This is a genomic window from Streptomyces sp. NPDC056160 (assembly GCF_042268205.1).
In the GTDB taxonomy this organism is placed as follows: domain Bacteria; phylum Actinomycetota; class Actinomycetes; order Streptomycetales; family Streptomycetaceae; genus Streptomyces.
Genome location: NZ_JBHJUW010000012.1, coordinates 86,138 through 101,277 on the forward strand (window position 1 = coordinate 86,138; position 15,140 = coordinate 101,277).

Sequence of the window (15,140 nt, forward strand, 5' to 3'; positions counted from 1 at the left end):
CACGGACGCCCTCCGATCGCGGCGATGGTGGCCGGGGGAGGCTGGGTGACGGCGCATGCGGGCCGGGAGCGACCGAGCAGGACTGTCACTCCCGGCCCGCAGCACCCCTGAAGTCCACGTCCGCCGTGTCCACTGTCCCGCCCGTGCGGCCCGGTGCCGCCTGGCGGCTCCAGTACAGGTTGGTGTGCGCGATCACCTGCTCCACCGGCGGAGCGCCCCGGTCTGTCTTGTCCCAGGCTGTGTGCGCGTCACCGACAAGGATCGTGTCGTACCCGCGCACGAACGCTCCGTGCAGCGTGGAGCGGATGCAGGCATCGGTCTCGGCGCCCGCCACGATGAGCCGGCCGACGCCGAGGTCCGACAGCACGGCTTCCAACGTGGTGTCTTCGAAGGAGTCGCCGTAGTTCTTGTGGATGAGGGGTTCGCCCTCGTCCGGCTTCAGCTCGGGGACGATCTGCCAGTCGTCGCTGCCCTTGACCAGCCCCTCGTCGGAGTGCTGCACCCACACGACCGGCACGTCGGCCTTCCGGGCGCGCTCTACCAGGGTGGCGATGTTGGCCACGACCGCGTCACGGGCGTGCGTCCCGCCGACGACGTCGACCTGGACGTCGACGACGAGCAGCGCGGTACCGGGCCGGTTCGGGAGCGTCGTCATCGCTGCACCGCCTCCGAGGCCCAGGCGACGAACCCCGCGAAGGCAGCGGGGCTCAGGCTGAGCACCGGCCCGGCGGCCACCTTCGAGTCGCGTACGGCGACGGAGGCGCAGGGGGTTTCGGCGAGTTCGACGCACTCGCCGCCCTGATCGCCGCTGTACGTGGACTTGCGCCAGGCCAGGGCGCCGAGAGGCGCGCACTCCACGCAGTTGCCGCCCTGGTCGCTGCTGTAGCTGGACTTACGCCAGTTGCTCTCCATAGCGGTCCTCCATCACGCGCCGGATCAGCTCCGCCGATTCCCTGAGGGATAGAGCGGCGGCCCGGAGATGATCGTAACGGAGCGAGCAGTCTTCGACAGTGTCCGGGTTCGCGGTCGGATGGCCGCTGCCGTAGCCCTCGGTGTAGACGATGGTCGGGTCACTGCTGAACCGGAAGACGGTGAACGAGCCTTGTGACCCGGCATGCGCGCCTGCCGAGAACGGCAGGATTTGGACGTTGATCCGTGGGTTGTTCTCAAGTGCCCACAGGCGGCCAAGTTGCTCGCGCATGGTCTCGCGGCCACCGATTTCCTGATGGAGGGCAGCCTCGCTGAGGATCAACCAGAAGACCGGTGGCTTCGCCTTCTCGAAGATACGCTGCCGAGCCAGCCGCACGGCGCTCCGGTCGTCGAGGTTGGTGTCGTCCAGCACACCGAGCACCGCTCGCACGTACGGCTCCGTCTGAAGGAGACCGTGGATCATGTGAGTCTGGAAGGTACAGATCTCGACTGCCCTGGCTTCCAGTTCCGCTGTCTGCTGGAACCAAGCCGGAAGCTGACTTCTCATCACCAGTGCGACGAGCCGGGACAACGTCCCGCCCGTCCCCAGCGCGGCGTCAACCCGTTCGCTGAACTACTGTGTCGGCAGCTTCCGGGCCGTCTCCACCTGCCCAACCAGCGACGCCGTGTAGTTGACGATCTCCCCCACCTGCCGTTGCGTCAGGCCCGCCGCCTCCCGTAGGCGCCGCAGTTCGTAGCCGTAGTAGTCGAGCGGCGAGGCGCCCGGGTCGAGGACATTGATGTTGGTCACGCTCGGTCCCCTTTCCACGGGACGCCCACGGGCGGACCCGTTGTGTCCGTTCCGTGGCACAGCGTAGTGGCAGCACGTCAGTCTCGTCCCGTGAGCGATTACTTCCCCTCGGTCCTGGCGGGCCCCCGCCCCGCCCAGTACCGCATGACCTTCACCGCCGGTGAGCACTCGGCGCGGCACATCCGCCGTATCGTCCGCTCGTACCTGGCCGAATGGGACCTCGCCGAGGTGACCGACGCCGTGGAACTCGCCGTGACCGAGCTGGTGGCCAACGTCGTACGGCACGTCCCGGACCGCCGCTGCACGCTGCTGTTGCTGCGGCAGACGGCCGGGATCCGGGTGGAGGTCGCGGACGGCTCGCCCCAACTGCCCGCAACCCCGGCCGGCTTGTCGCCGGATGCGGAGGGCGGGCGAGGTCTGCTGCTGATCGACGCGGTGGTGGACAAGTGGGGCGTGGAGCCGGGGCGGGAGGGCGGCAAGACCGTGTGGTTCGAGTGCGCTCCCGCCGCCCTCCCGCCCCGCCCGACTCAGTAGCTGAACTGCTGGATCTGCGCGTCGTACGGGCCGAAGGTCCAGCCCGTCCGGGTCGCCGGGTCGAGCTGGACGGCGTTCTGCGTGCCGCCGTGGCCGGAGGCGAGGAAGCCGGTCAGGGTGCGGACCACCTGGCCCGTGGTGAGGTCGACGACGGCCAGCTGGCTGGTGGCGTTGTTGTCCGCGATCACCATCGCCTGGGAGCCGAAGAAGGCCTTGCCGACCGGGGTCGGGAAGGAGACGACTGCGACCTTGTGGGTGCCGTCCACGGCGAGTGCGAGCGGCTTGCCCCGGCGTACGGCGATCGAGTCGCCCGCGGTGCCGGTCTGCTCGTCCAGGGCGCCGAGCGTGGCCGTCGGCACGATGTTGACGCTGATCATCGTGGCGGACAGGTTGTACAGCGACCCGGCGCCGTCGGAGGCGATGCCGTGGCTGCACGCGGAGGTGGAGCCCGCCTTGGTGGCCGTGCGGGTGTCGAGGTCGACGCGGGCCACCGTGGCCATGCCGAGGCAGTTGTAGGGGCCTGCCGGACGGGCCAGGAAGACGTGTCCCGAGGTGTTGTCGACGGTGAGCAGGCCGTAGGAGCCGGGGGTGGTCCCGTCCGGGTCGGCCGGGACCGGTTCGGCGGCGGTGCCGGTGGCGAGGTCGACGGGCAGGACGACGTCCTTGCCCGCGCGGTGCAGGAGCAGGGCGCCGCGTGCGTGGACCGTGTCCACCCGGCCCATCACGTAGGTGTCCTGCACCGCGGACAGCACGGTCGTGCCGAGGAGCCGGTCCGTGGCGGTGTTCCAGGTCTCCACCCGTACGTCCGCGCCGGGCGCCGTGCGGTGCACGAGCAGGGTGCGGTCGGCGGTGGCGCCGAGGACCTCGTAGGAGGACTCGTCGGAGTGGTCGGCGGTGATGACGGCTCCGTACCGGCCGCTCGCCGTGGAGTAGTGCCGGACCTCGGTGCCGGAGGCGGTGGCCAGCGCGGCCACGGAGTGCTCGCCGGCCGCGGCGAAGCTGAGGACGCCCGCGTCGCCGGGGGCGAGGCCGTCGTCGAAGGCGAGCGTGGACTGCGGTGACGCCTGGCCGATGACCTGCCCGCGCCGGTCGAGGGCGAGGACGCGGACGCCGTACACGTCCGAGCTGGTCAGGCCCAGTCGCGCCGCGTCCAGGCGGACCGTGCCCGAGCGGCCGGGCAGCGTACGGTGCAGCACGGAGGGGGTGTTGACGCCGTCGTGGTCGAGCTGCGTGCCGTTGGCGTTGGTGAAGGTGTTGACGGCGCCGTAGAGGGTGGGGCCGGGGGCCGAGAACTCGACCTGGGCCGCGTGTGCCCCGTGGACGGCGGACACGTCGTAGTGCAGCGTGAACGCGGAGGCGGCGCGGCTGACCTCGGCCGTGTGGCCGGTGGTGCCGTTCGCTCCGGTGAGGGTGGGGGCCGCCGGGCGGTCGGACGCGGTGGCGCCGGTGACCCGGATCGGCGCGAACTCGCCGTAGACGGAGAGCCGGGGGTTGTCCTGGCCGAAGCCCGACTGGACGACGCCGATGCCGTAGAGGCCGCCGCCGCCCGCGAAGGCCTCGGCGGGGATGGTGACGGTGCCCTTCTTCCCGGTCAGCTCCTGGTTCCAGGCGGCGCTGAAGACCGGGGCGAGGACCGGGTTCCAGTGGCCGACCGTGGAGACCACCAGGTGCGGCGAGGAGGTGTTCGCGACGCCGGTCAGGTCGTAGGAGACGGTGACGGGCCTGCCCGCCGGGACGGTCGCCGGGGCCTTGGGGGCCAGGGCCTCGGTGGAGGTGCCGTCGCTGGGGCCGACGGTGAGGGTGCGGGTGGCGGTGGCGCGGGTGCGGCCGTTCTCCAGCACCTGGTAGGTGACGGTGACCTGGCGGTCGGTGGTGGCGGTGAGGGGCAGGCCCGCGGCGGCGAGGAGCTGGGCCGGGGTCAGCCGTATCGCCGGGGTGTGCGAGCGGAAGGTCTGCTTGCCCACGGTGAGGGTGTACGTGGCGTGCGGGCCGGCGCCGGTGACGTCCCCGGCGATGGTGACCGGGCCGGCCAGTCCCGCGCCGTCGCCGCCGGACGCCCGGTCGCCCAGGTCGATGCGGTCCTGGCCGGTGGTCTCCAGGAACGAGCCGCCGAGGTTGCCGAGGGCGACGCGGTGCTGGACGGCGAGCCGGACGACGGCGGGAGCGCTGGGCCGTGAACTGCCCTTTCCGGAGGGCGCGTTGTGCGCGCCGGTGCCGAGTACCTTCTGCACGGCCGCCGTGACGTCGATCTGCGGGCCCACGTGCAGGGTCCGGTCGATCTGCGGCGGGGTCGGGACGGGGCGCCCGGTGGTCTCCAGGACCTCGCGCACCGCGGCCGGGGTCAGCCGGTGCCCGGCGAGGCGGCCGGCCTGGAGCACCACGGCCGCCGCGGCGGCGATCTCGGGCGCGGAGGCGGAGGTGCCGCCGCTCAGTGACACGGCGACGTCGTGCGCGCCGCCACCGCCCGGGTGGGAGAAGGCGAGGATGTTGTCGCTGGGCGCCGAGAGGTCGACGCGGCTGCCGAAGCCGGAGGAGAAGGTGCCCTCGCCGCTGATCCGGGTCTCGGCGGTCGTCGCCGGTCCGTCGGTGCCGCCGGCGAGGATGTCGTCGAGGGTGGTGCCGCCCGCGGCGATCGCCCCGCTGTCGGGGACCCGGGTGGGCGTCGTGGACCGCGCGTCGTCGTCGATGTCCGTGGCCCGGCGGTCGTCGCGGGCCAGGTCGGTGGGCGTGCTGCCGCCGTCGGGGCCGACCGCGGCCGGGGTGTAGAGGCGGGTGCCGTCGTTGGAGGAGATGGACACGACGACGCCCTCGCGCACGATGGAGGCGACCACCGAGCGGATGTACGGGTCGTCCTCCAGGTAGCGGCCGGGGAAGCCCTCGGTGTCGGTGCCGTAGCCGAGGCTGGCCGTGATGACGTCGGGCCGGGGCTTTTGGTGGGCGGCGGCCAGCAGGGTGCCCGCGAGCTGGTCCATGGTCGGCTGCTCGGGCACGACCAGGCGGTAGTCGGCCCCGGGGGCGATGCCCAGCAGGTCGGTGTAGCCGCTGCCGGTGGCACCGGGACGCTGGCGGTCGTGGGCGAGCGGGGACATGACGCTGAAGTCCAGGAGGACTTCGCCGAGCGTGGCGTCCTGGCCCTCGGTGGCGGCGGCGCCGTCGAGCCCGCCGGAGGCGCGGGCCACGTACGCCGGTATCAGCGGCATCGACGGGAGGTCGAGGTAGCGCTGGCCGTCCTTGAGTACCGTCGTCGGGCCGTTGGCCTTGACGTAGTCGTCGCCCGCGTCGGCCATCGCCTGGTCGGTGAGGTCGCCGATGGAGACGTTGGTGACGATCTCGCCCTGGCCGGGCTGCTGTCCGTGCCGTCCCTGGAGCAGCGCGAAGGCGCCGACGGCGTCGACTCCGCCCGCGTTGAGGAAGGCCTGCGCGGAGTTGGTGAGCGTGTCGTTGGCGGGGACGCCGGGGGCGGGGGCCCCGGAGGTGGGGGCTCCGGAGGTGCCGGCTCCGGGGGCGGGGGCTCCCGGGGTGCCGTTCGCGGTGCCTGTGCGGCCGGGGGCGCTCGGGTGTGCGGTCTTCGGGAACGCGCGCAGCGTCTGCGCGGGCAGTGCCTTGGCGCCCGTGTTCATGGTGTTCACGTAGCGGTCGGGCTCCGCGTGGGCGACGCCCGGTGTGCCCTGGAGCGCCCGCGCCACGGCCACCGAGTCCTGCCGGCCGGTGTGCAGCAGGTAGGAACGGGCGAGCGGGGAGTCCGCGTGCTGCGCGAGCGGTTGCAGCGAAGTGGCGTCCACACTGCGGAACCTGGTGTTCAGCGCGGCGCTGCTGGTGCGCGCGGCGCGGGCCGCGACCCGGGTCCCGGGCACGGCGGCACCCGTCACGGTCGTGCCCTCGTCGAAGGTGACCAGGACGGTGCCGGGCACCACGCCCTGGCGTTGCTCGGGTGGTTCGGGGGGCGTCCGTTGCGTGCCGGTCAGGGTGAGCGGCGGACGCGCGGCGGGGGCTGCCGCCGGGTGGGGCGCGGCCTGCGCGGGCAGCGCGAGTCCGACGGAGGCGACGGTCAGCACCAGGGCGCTGGAGACGCGGACGGTACGGCGGCGGTGGCGGCCCGGGGAGTGGGCACGGGGCATGGGGCACCTTCCGGTGGAGGGAGGAACGCCCTGCGTACGGCGGGGCGTGGGGCCCCTCGGAAGATGTCAACCGGTGCGGAAGAGGCGCAAGATGACAACGATGGCCTGATTCCGCCACGTGGCGGCCGGTGGCCAAGGACGACCGGAGCGGACATGGAACTTGACGTTGTCGGACTCACCGCGGAAACGGAACTGCTGTACACCACCCTGGTCGGACGGCCCCGCAGCACCGCCACCCAACTCGCCGCGAACTGCGGCCTGTCCGTGAGTGCGGTGGGCCGGCTCCTGGCCGCGCTGGTCAGGGACGGGCTGGCGGTACGGTCGGCGGGCCGGCCGCCGCTGTTCACCGCCGCCGCGCCGGACGTCGCCGTCACCGCGCTCATCCAGGACCGCGAGCACCGCCTGGACGCGGCCCGTTCCCTGGTGCAGCGGCTCACCGAGACCCACCGGGAGGCGCGGCGCATCGACTCGCCGGACATCGCGGTGGAGTTGCTGAGCGACCGGGACGACGTCAGCGCGGCGGTCCGCCGCCTGTACGACGGCTCCCGGCGGCAGGTCCGCGCCTTCGACCGTCCGCCCTACATCGACCGGCCGGGCAGCAACCTGGAGCACCAGGTGCAGCGGCAGCGCACCGGCGTGACCCATCGGGTGATCTACGACCGGGCGGCGGTGGCCTGGCCCGGGCGGCTGCTCGACGACATCCTGCCGAGCGTCCGGAGTGGCGAACAGGCCCGGGTACGCGCCGAGTTGCCGCTCAAGCTGCTGATCGCCGACGACCACACGGGGATCATCCCGCTCAGTCTCGCGCCCGGCGGCCACTCGGCGGCGTACCTGGTGCACCGTTCGCCGATGCTCTCCGCCCTGGAGGCCCTGTTCGAGGCCGAGTGGGAGCGGGCGGCGCCGCTGACCGACAGCCCGCGCGCCGCCGAGCGCCCGGGCGGGCCGGACGCGGAGACCCGGGCGCTGCTCGTGCTGCTCACCTCAGGTGCCACGGACGCGGCCATCGCCCGTACGCAGGGCTGGAGTCCGCGCACCACACAGCGCCGCATCCACCGGCTGATGGCCGGACTGGGCGCGGCCACCCGCTTCCAGGCCGCCGCGCTGGCCGCCCGCAGGGGGTGGCTGTGAAGCGGCGGGCGCGCGGCGGGCCCGTGGGCGCGTCTGCGGGTCTCCGGACCTCCGGGTCAGCGGACCTCCGGGTCAGCGGGTCTCCGGGTCAGCGGGTCTCCGGGTCAGCGGGTCAGCGGGTCAGCGGCGGCGCAGCGAGGCGTCGAGCAGGGACGGCGGGGTGTCGAACTTCTCGTGCGGGGCGAGGTCGGTGCCGGGGGCGACGATCTCGTCGACGGCGTCCAGGACGTCGGCAGGCAGCACCGTGTCCGCGGCGGCGAGTTGCGCGCGCAGGTGGTCCAGGGTGCGGGGGCCGATGAGGGCGCTGGTCACGGCGGGGTGGGCGGTCACGAAGCCGAGGGCGAGCTGGATCAGGGTCAGGCCGGCCTCGTCGGCGACCCGGGCGAGCCGTTCGACCGCGTCGAGGCGGGCCCGGTTGGCGGGGGCGGTCAGGTCGAAGCGGTCCGTCAGGAAGCCGGAGCGGTGGGTGGTGATGTCGCGGCCCGCCCGGACGGCGCCCGACAGCCAGCCGGAGGCCAGCGGGCTCCACACCAGCACGCCGAGTCCGTACTCCTCGGTGACGGGCAGGACGTGGGTCTCGATGCCGCGCTGGAGCAGGGAGTAGCTGGGCTGCTCGGTGACGTAGCGGCTCAGGTGGTGGGTACGGGCGGCCCACTGCGCCTGCACGATGCGGTGGGCGGGGAACGTGGACGAGCCGAAGTGGCGGATCTTCCCGGCGCGTTGCAGGTCGGTCAGGGCCGAAAGGGTCTCCTCGTCGCTGGTGGCCGGGTCCCAGCGGTGGAGCTGGTAGAGGTCCACGTGGTCGACGCCGAGGCGGCGCAGGCTGTCCTCCAGTGCGGTGACCAGCCAGCGGCGGGAGCCGCCGCGGTGGTTGCGCTCCTCGCCCATCGGCATGCCCGCCTTGGTGGCGAGCACGACGTCGTCGCGGCGGCCGGCGATCGCCTTGCCGACCATCTCCTCACTTTCGCCGGCGCTGTACATGTCGGCGGTGTCGATGAGGTTGATGCCGGCTTCGAGCGCGGCGTCCACGAGGGCGGTGGCGTCGTCCTGGGTGGTGCGGCCGATCCGGCCGAAGTTCATCGCGCCGAGCGCGAGGGTGCTGACCTGTACTCCGGTACGGCCCAGGGTGCGGTACTGCATGAGCTGGTTCCTCCGCGGGTGGGGTGGGGCGTGGGTGGCCGGGGGGCGCCGTTCTGCCATCACCAGGAAACGGAACAGCGCTCCGGTAAGTCCGCCAGGAAAGATACGGAACATTGTTCCGGTTTGGCAACCCCGGCAGGGAAGGACACGGCACGGTGAGCGACAGACGCGGGCACGGGCACGGGCACGCGAGCCGAGCGGGCGGACGCCCGGCGCAACAAGGAGACACTGCTCGACGCCGCCGCCGCGGTCTTCGTCGCCTCGGGCGTGGAGGCCCCGGTACGCGACATAGCGGCCAGGGCCGGCGTCGGCATGGGCACGATCTACCGGCACTTCCCGACCCGCGCGGACCTCGTCGTCGCCGTCTACCGGCACCAGGTCGAAGCCTGCGCCGAAGCCGGTCCCGCCCTGCTGGAGAGCAGCGGGAGCCCGCACGCCGCGCTGGGCCGGTGGATCGACCTCTTCGTCGACTTCCTGGTCACCAAGCACGGCCTCGCCGCGGCGCTCCAGTCCGACGACGCCGGGTTCGAGACGCTGCACGCCTACTTCCTCGACCGCCTCGTCCCCGTCTGCGGCGACCTGCTCCGGACCGCGGCCGACGCCGGCGAGATCCAGGCCGGCCTGTCGGCCTACGAGGTGATGCGCGGCGTCGGCAACCTCTGCATCGGCGCGGAGAACGACCCCCGCTACGACGCGCGCCGCCTGGCCCAGCTCCTGGTCAGGGGGCTACGCCGAGCGAGCTGAGGGGAGCCGGGCTACGGCGGGGCCCCTCCTCACCGTGTGCAGTGCCCGGCGCGGACGTAGACGATCACCTGGGCGCCGTGGACGCGGGTGCGGGCGCAGGCCTCGAAGCGGCGGCGCAGAACGTCCCGTTTGACGGCCTCCCGCGGGAACGGGTCCAGGGGCTGTCCGGCCGGGTCGGCGAGGGCGATGACACGGTCGACCGCGAGAAGGCGCCGCCGGATCGCCCCGGCGGGCAGTTCGGTGCCCTCCAGCGTGCCCGAGGCCGCGGGCGAGGCGGCGAGGGCCAGGTCGTCCAGGCGGCCGTAGAGCTCGGGGCGGGACAGCAGCCACTCGCGGCGCCGGGCGGGCATGAACAGGACGGCGTCCCCGGGGCGGGCCAGGCGCCCGACCGCGCGGGAGACGGCGACCGCGTCGTCCTTGCGGCTCTCGGGGGAGCGGACCGCCAGCGACCAGGGCAGCAGGACCGCCACCGCCGCCGCGGCCGACAGGCAGGCCACCAGGGCGCGGGGCGCCGGGGCCGACCGGAGGCGTGCGGCGAGCGCACGGTCCAGGGCCGCGCCCGCCAGCAGGGCGGCGCCCGTCATGCCGTAGATCACGTACCGGTCGACGTACCAGGGCTTGACCAGGGACACCGTCATCAGCAGCCCGGCCGGGGCGATGGCGAGCCACAGCCCCAGCCACACGAGGAGCGGGCGCCGTCCGGCGTCACCGTCGCCGCTCGCCGTGTCACTCGTCGCGCTGCCTGTACCGCCCCCGCCCCTCATGCCACCTGTGCCACCTGTGCCACCCGTGGCACTCATGCCACCGGTGCCGCCGACGGCACTCACGCCACCGGTGCCGTCCCGCGCCGTTCGCCGCAGCAGCAGCCGGGCCAGCAGGGCGCAGGCCGCCGCGACGGCCGCGTACTGGAGCCACATGGCCGGGCTCGGGCGCCCCAGCCAGCCCAGCTGCCGCTCCGCTTGGCGGGCGCTCACGGCGGCCAGCGGCAGCAGGACGACGATGACGGCGGCCGACGCGACCGCCCAGTGGCGCCACACCCGGCGCGGCACCCGCAGCCGCCACAGCGTCAGGCCGTGGGCGGCGAGCGCGAGGACGGCGAACTCGTGCAGCCGGCAGGCGAGCGCCAGAGCCGCCGCGTACCCCGCCCACCAGCGGCGGCACGTCGAGTCCAGGGCGCGCAGGAAGAGGTACGTCGCCCAGGTGACCGCCGCCGTGACCAGCGCGTAGGACCGGCCCTCCTGCGCGTACTGCTGGGTCACCGGGAGCAGGACGAACACCAGGCCGGCCAGGACGCCGGTGCGGCGGCCCGCCAGCCGGGCGCCGATCATCCCGACGCCCGCCGCCGCCACCGCCGTCGCCAGCACCGAGGGCAGCCGCAGGGCCGTGAGGCCGCCGTCCCACAGCGCGAACACGGCGTGCATGAAGACGTAGTAGAGGCCGTGCACGGCGTCGATGTGGCCCAGCAGGTGCCACAGCTCCCGCGTCGAACGGTGGGCCACCTGGTACGTGACCGACTCGTCACGCCACATGCTGCCGTGCCGGCCGATCCCCCACAGCCCCAGGGCCACGGCGAGGACGGCGGGCACCACCGCCGGGGCCGCCGCCCTCGCCGCCCGGCGGGCACCCTTCCGCACCATGTCAGCGCACGACCGGTACGGGTCCGGCCTTCTCGGGGTCCGCCGCCGGGCGGGGCGCGGCCACCGCCCGGGGCCCCGACAGCAGGTGGCTCAGGGCGAAGCCCGCGCACACCACCGTGGCACCGCCCACGGCGTCGAGCACCCAGTGGTTGGCGGTGCCCACGATCGCGGAGACCGTGAACAGCGGGTGCAGCAGGCCGAGGGCCTTCATCCACCACTTCGGCGCGACGGCGGCGATCACCAGGCCGCACCACAGGGACCAGCCGAAGTGCAGCGACGGCATCGCGGCGTACTGGTTGGTGAGCGCGGTCATCGCGCCGTAGTCCGGCTTGGCGAAGTCCTGCACGCCGTGCACCGTGTCGATGAAGCCGAAGCCCGGCATCAGCCGGGGCGGGGCCAGCGGGTAGAGCCAGAAGCCGAGCAGGCCGAACAGGGTCGCGAACCCGAGGGCCGTGCGTGCCCACCGGTAGTCCGCCGGCCGCCGGACGTAGAGCACGGCGAGGACCGCCAGCGGCACGACGAAGTGGAACGTCTCGTAGTAGTAGCTGAGGAAGTGGTCCAGCCAGGGCAGGCGGACCATCGCGTGGTTGGCCCAGTGCTCGACGTCGATGTGCAGGGCGTGCTCGACGGAGTGGATCTGGTGGCCGTGACGCTCGGCGGTGGCCCGGCCCCCGCGGGCGACCAGCCGCACCTGGGAGTAGGCGGCGTAGGTGACGCGGATCAGGAGGAGTTCCAGGAGCAGGTTCGGGCGGGTCAGGACCCGCCGCAGGAACGGCGCCACCGGGACGTGACGGAAGCGGGCCGGGACCGGGTCCGCGTACCGGGTGGGGGCCGGGGTCCGGAAGTACTCCGAGGTGCGGGACAGAAAGGGCACGAAGGTCGCCGCCGCCAGCGCGGCCACCAGGACCGCGTTGTCGCGCACCGGGTCCAGGACCGCCATGCCAGGAAACATCATTCTGGCCGGCAGCGTCATCACCAGGACCACGGCCACCGGCCACACGTACCGGTCGCAGGCGCGCCGTCCGGCCCGTCCGGCGACCGCGAGCAGCACCCACAGCAGCTGGTGCTGCCAGGCGGTGGGCGACACGGCGATCGCGGCGCAGCCGGTGACGGCGACCGCGAGCAGCAGCTGTCCGTCGCGGGCATAGCGCGCGGCCCGGCGCAGGGCGAGGACGGCGACGGCCGCGCCCAGGACCAGGAAGAGGCCGATCTCCAGCGGCCCGGCCAGGCCGAACCGCAGCAGCGCGCCGTGCAGGGACTGGTTGGCCAGGCCGTCGGCCCGGCCGCCCAGGCCCGCGCCGGCGGTGTGGTGGATCCAGTACGTGGCGGAGTCGTGCGGCATGGCCGCCCAGGCGAGCGCCGTGCCCACGGCGAAGGTGCCGCCGGTGGCGGCGGCGGCCCGTCGGCGTCCCGTGCACCACAGCAGGGGGACGAACAGCAGCATCGTGGGCTGGAGGGCTGCGGCGAGACCGACGAGGAGCCCGCAGGTCCGCTGCCCGCGGACGGCGAAGAGGCCGAGCAGCACCAGCAGGACCGGGAGGACGCCGGTCTGCCCGAGCCAGAACGCGTTGCGCACCGGCAGCGACAGCATGAGCAGGCTGATCGCCACGGGGGCGGTCGGCAGGGAGGCGCGGCGCCCGGCCGGGCCGGGCAGCGCGCGGGCGGCGATCAGGCCGATGGCGACGACCAGCAGGAGCGTGCCGAAGATCCAGCCCCAGCCGAGGGCGTCCTCGGCGGCGTTCGTCAGCGGCTTGAGGACAAGACCACCGAAAGGAGTGCCGGTGAACCGGGTCGAGTCGTACAGCGACCCCTTGACGTCCAGGACGCCGCCGGGGCCGACCCAGGTCTCCAGGTCCGTCAGCCGCTCCCCGCGCGGGGTGGTGAGGACGGCGGCCACCTGCCGTATCGCCAGGACCCCGGCGATCAGCCAGAGGCCCAGGCGGGCCGCGCGCAGACGTGCCCCGACGGGCGCGGCGGCCGCCGCCGCGCCCGAGAAGGCCGCCACCGGTCCGCCGCTGTGCTCCGCATCCGCCACGCCTCGTCGGCCTCCCGCCCCATTGGTCCCGCCTGCCGTGCGCGGACACTCTCTTCCGTCCGGGCTCTTCCGTGCCGGCTCTTCCGGCCAGGCTCTACCGTCCCGGTTTTCTGTCCCGGTACGCACCCTATGAGGCGCGCGACTCCGAGGGAAAAGACGCCTGCGTCCCGGTTTCGCCTGTCACCGGCGCGACCGTTGGCCGGATGACGACGGATGGACGGTCCAGAGCCGTGGATCGGGGCCGCGGAGCGCGACAAGGATCACAACGCGGTGCCGTGCGGAACGCCCGGCAGCGGGCATACGTACCTGCGTATCCGGCATTTAGATGCGCTGCGCATCGAAGTGTTCACGATACGTAGGGGGACCAAGCGGTCGTATGGTCGATTTCAGGCCCGCCGCATTGGTCGCTTTTCGGCCATGCAATGTGCGGGCCGGTTCCGGCCGCAGCGCTTGCGGACGTACGACCGGGCTCGCGACCGTGCGGGCCGGCTTCGGTCCGTACCCCGTGCGGGCCGGCTTCGGTCCGTACCCCGTGCGGGCCGGCTTCGGTTCGCGCTCGGCGCGGGCCGGTTCGACCCGCCGACAGCGCCGCCGCGTGGGTCGTGTCCCTGCCCCCGTCGAAAGGTAGGCGAGCGAAGCCTTGTCGGCTGCCACCGTCACCGCGCCCCGTTCCGTATCCCTCACCAAGAACCGCTCAGGCCGTCGTGAGGCCACCGTCACCGACCCGGCACTCGTCCGGCGCGCCGTGAAGGCCGCCGCGCTGGGCAACGCGATGGAGTGGTTCGACTTCGGTGTCTACAGCTACATCGCGGTGACCCTGGGCAAGGTCTTCTTCCCGTCCGGCAATCCCACGGCCCAGCTGCTCTCCACCTTCGGCGCCTTCGCCGCGGCCTTCCTGGTCCGCCCCCTCGGCGGCATGGTCTTCGGCCCGCTCGGCGACCGGATCGGCCGCCAGAAGGTGCTGGCCGTCACCATGATCATGATGGCCGCGGGCACCTTCGCCATCGGCCTGATCCCGTCGTACGCGACCATCGGCGTCGGCGCCCCGATCCTGCTGCTGGCCGCCCGGCTGGTGCAGGGCTTCTCCACCGGCGGCGAGTACGCGGGCGCCTCCACCTTCATCGCCGAGTACGCCCCCGACCGGCGGCGCGGCTTCCTCGGCAGCTGGCTGGAGTTCGGCACGCTCGCCGGGTACATCGGCGGGGCCGGCCTGGTGACCCTGATGACGGCGTTCCTGTCCTCGGACGACCTGACGTCCTGGGGCTGGCGGATCCCGTTCCTGATCGCGGGCCCCATGGGCATCATCGGCCTGTACCTGCGGATGCGCCTGGAGGAGACCCCGGCGTTCGCCGCCGAGGTCGAGAAGGCCGAGGCCAGCCGCCCCAAGGTGCCGCTGCGCGAGATGGTGGCGAGCCAGTGGAAGACGCTGCTGCTGTGCATGGGCCTGGTGCTGGTCTTCAACGTGACCGACTACATGCTGCTGTCGTACATGCCGAGCTTCCTGACCAGCCAGCTCAAGTACGACGAGACGCACGGCCTGCTGGTCGTGCTGGCCGTGATGGCGCTGATGATGATCGTCCAGCCGTTCGCCGGCGCGCTCACCGACCGGGTCGGCCGGCGCCCGGTGATCGCGGCGGGCTGCGTGGGCTTCCTGTTCCTGTCGATCCCGGCGCTGGTGCTGATCCGCCAGGGCAGCCTGCTGGCGGTGGGCCTGGGCATGGCCGCGCTCGGCCTGCTCCTGGTCTGCTTCACCGCGGCGATGCCGTCCGCCCTGCCGGCGCTGTTCCCGACCCGGGTGCGCTACGGCTCGCTGTCGATCGGCTTCAACATCTCCGTGTCGCTGTTCGGCGGCACGACCCCGCTGGTGGTCACGGCCCTGATCGGCGCGACCGGCAACATGATGATGCCCGCCTACTACATGATGGCGGCGTCGCTGATCGGCGGCGTGGCGGTGTGGTTCATGAAGGAGTCGGCCGGACGCCCGCTGCCGGGCTCGCCGCCGGCGGTGGAGTCCTGAGGCCCTGAGGGGGCGGGACTCTGACGAGGAGGCTCTGACGGAAGGGGTGGACGCGGCGGTGCCGCGT

General features: G+C 73.4%; 10 protein-coding genes and 1 pseudogene. 4 read left to right on the forward strand and 7 right to left on the reverse strand.

All coding sequences use genetic code 11. From position 1 onward, the window contains the following. Positions 1-85: 85 nt before the first annotated feature. The 3 genes and pseudogenes from ACFC02_RS06950 to ACFC02_RS06960 all read right to left on the reverse strand — a co-directional run bounded on the left by ACFC02_RS06950 (position 86) and on the right by ACFC02_RS06960 (position 1,720). On the reverse strand, positions 86-655 hold the full coding sequence (locus ACFC02_RS06950) for an isochorismatase family protein (RefSeq protein ID WP_376353281.1): 570 nt from the start codon (positions 653-655) through the stop codon (positions 86-88). Beyond that, positions 652-912, reverse strand: a complete 261-nt coding sequence (locus ACFC02_RS06955) for a DUF397 domain-containing protein (RefSeq protein ID WP_376353284.1) — start codon at positions 910-912, stop codon at positions 652-654. Before ACFC02_RS06955 ends, ACFC02_RS06950 begins: the two co-directional genes overlap by 4 nt. Beyond that, a pseudogene (locus tag ACFC02_RS06960) lies at positions 893-1,720 on the reverse strand (helix-turn-helix domain-containing protein). Before ACFC02_RS06960 ends, ACFC02_RS06955 begins: the two are co-directional and overlap by 20 nt. A gap of 90 nt (positions 1,721-1,810) precedes the next feature. On the opposite strand from ACFC02_RS06960, the gene ACFC02_RS06965 reads away from it, so the two are divergent. Further along, positions 1,811-2,254 carry an ATP-binding protein gene (locus tag ACFC02_RS06965; RefSeq protein WP_376353287.1) on the forward strand — a complete coding sequence of 148 codons (444 nt, stop codon included), beginning with the start codon at positions 1,811-1,813 and terminating at the stop codon, positions 2,252-2,254. On the opposite strand, the gene ACFC02_RS06970 is transcribed toward ACFC02_RS06965, so the two are convergent. Further along, complete coding sequence (locus ACFC02_RS06970; protein ID WP_376353289.1) at positions 2,248-6,372, reverse strand: S8 family serine peptidase; 4,125 nt, start codon at positions 6,370-6,372, stop codon at positions 2,248-2,250. The genes ACFC02_RS06965 and ACFC02_RS06970 overlap by 7 nt on opposite strands. A gap of 153 nt (positions 6,373-6,525) precedes the next feature. Here ACFC02_RS06970 and ACFC02_RS06975 point away from each other — a divergent pair, with 153 nt between their 5' ends. Further along, positions 6,526-7,500, forward strand: coding sequence for a helix-turn-helix domain-containing protein (locus ACFC02_RS06975; protein ID WP_376353292.1), 975 nt, complete (start codon positions 6,526-6,528; stop codon positions 7,498-7,500). A 120-nt stretch (positions 7,501-7,620) separates the two neighbouring features. Here ACFC02_RS06975 and ACFC02_RS06980 read toward each other — a convergent pair whose 3' ends face one another. After that, positions 7,621-8,640 (reverse strand): aldo/keto reductase, encoded by a 1,020-nt coding sequence (locus tag ACFC02_RS06980; protein ID WP_376353295.1) that lies wholly within the window; start codon positions 8,638-8,640, stop codon positions 7,621-7,623. 228 nt (positions 8,641-8,868) lie between these two features. On the opposite strand from ACFC02_RS06980, the gene ACFC02_RS06985 reads away from it, so the two are divergent. Then, positions 8,869-9,384, forward strand: a complete 516-nt coding sequence (locus ACFC02_RS06985; RefSeq protein WP_376353317.1) for a TetR/AcrR family transcriptional regulator — start codon at positions 8,869-8,871, stop codon at positions 9,382-9,384. A gap of 29 nt (positions 9,385-9,413) precedes the next feature. Here ACFC02_RS06985 and ACFC02_RS06990 read toward each other — a convergent pair whose 3' ends face one another. Both ACFC02_RS06990 and ACFC02_RS06995 read right to left on the reverse strand, forming a co-directional pair. After that, positions 9,414-11,021, reverse strand: a complete 1,608-nt coding sequence (locus ACFC02_RS06990) for a glycosyltransferase family 39 protein (protein ID WP_376353298.1) — start codon at positions 11,019-11,021, stop codon at positions 9,414-9,416. Position 11,022: 1 nt separating this feature from the next. After that, a complete protein-coding gene (locus ACFC02_RS06995; RefSeq protein WP_376353301.1) occupies positions 11,023-13,056 on the reverse strand; it encodes a bifunctional glycosyltransferase 87/phosphatase PAP2 family protein in 2,034 nt (677 codons plus the stop codon). Between the two features lie 640 nt (positions 13,057-13,696). Between ACFC02_RS06995 and proP the strand changes: the two genes are divergently transcribed. After that, on the forward strand, positions 13,697-15,073 hold the full coding sequence (gene proP / locus ACFC02_RS07000) for a glycine betaine/L-proline transporter ProP (RefSeq protein WP_376353304.1): 1,377 nt from the start codon (positions 13,697-13,699) through the stop codon (positions 15,071-15,073). Positions 15,074-15,140 lie beyond the last annotated feature (67 nt).

Bases quoted from the DNA above. Each gene is read 5' to 3' on its own strand.
- ACFC02_RS06950 (WP_376353281.1), bottom strand. From the start codon at position 655: ATGACGACGCTCCCGAACCGGCCCGGTACCGCGCTGCTCGTCGTCGAC.
- ACFC02_RS06955 (WP_376353284.1), bottom strand. From the start codon at position 912: ATGGAGAGCAACTGGCGTAAGTCCAGCTACAGCAGCGACCAGGGCGGC.
- ACFC02_RS06970 (WP_376353289.1), bottom strand. From the start codon at position 6,372: ATGCCCCGTGCCCACTCCCCGGGCCGCCACCGCCGCCGTACCGTCCGC.
- ACFC02_RS06975 (WP_376353292.1), top strand. From the start codon at position 6,526: ATGGAACTTGACGTTGTCGGACTCACCGCGGAAACGGAACTGCTGTAC.
- ACFC02_RS06980 (WP_376353295.1), bottom strand. From the start codon at position 8,640: ATGCAGTACCGCACCCTGGGCCGTACCGGAGTACAGGTCAGCACCCTC.
- ACFC02_RS06990 (WP_376353298.1), bottom strand. From the start codon at position 11,021: ATGGTGCGGAAGGGTGCCCGCCGGGCGGCGAGGGCGGCGGCCCCGGCG.